At 61.9% G+C, this 270-nt stretch carries 1 protein-coding gene; it reads left to right on the forward strand.

Going from position 1 to position 270, the window contains the following annotated elements; genetic code table 11:
- Positions 1-68: 68 nt before the first annotated feature.
- Positions 69-270, forward strand: a 202-nt coding sequence (locus SB771_RS34610; RefSeq protein WP_410721989.1) for a LysR family transcriptional regulator, incomplete at its 3' end; no start/stop codon positions are given.

A 270-nucleotide genomic window follows, 5' to 3' on the forward strand; every position in this document is an offset into this window, starting at 1 on the left:
CATGCAGGCCTTTCCTCAGCGCGGATAGCCGCGTCCAATCGCGACGACGTGTGCCTTTCGGTGGATAGATGCCTCGCGCTTTGGATCTGGATCTTCTCAACACGCTAGTTGTCGTCGCAGACTCCGGCAGTCTGTCAGCGGCAGCGTCTCGCCTGTACCGGTCACACTCCGCGGTCGGCGAGCGGTTACGAAAACTCGAACAGGTATGCGGCCTGTCTCTGATGGTGCGCGGAACGACGGGTGCGAGCCTCACACCCGCTGGCGAACGAT

The sequence above is a fragment of the Burkholderia sp. SIMBA_051 genome (genome assembly GCF_046534915.1).
Taxonomy (GTDB): Bacteria; Pseudomonadota; Gammaproteobacteria; order Burkholderiales; family Burkholderiaceae; genus Burkholderia; species Burkholderia ambifaria.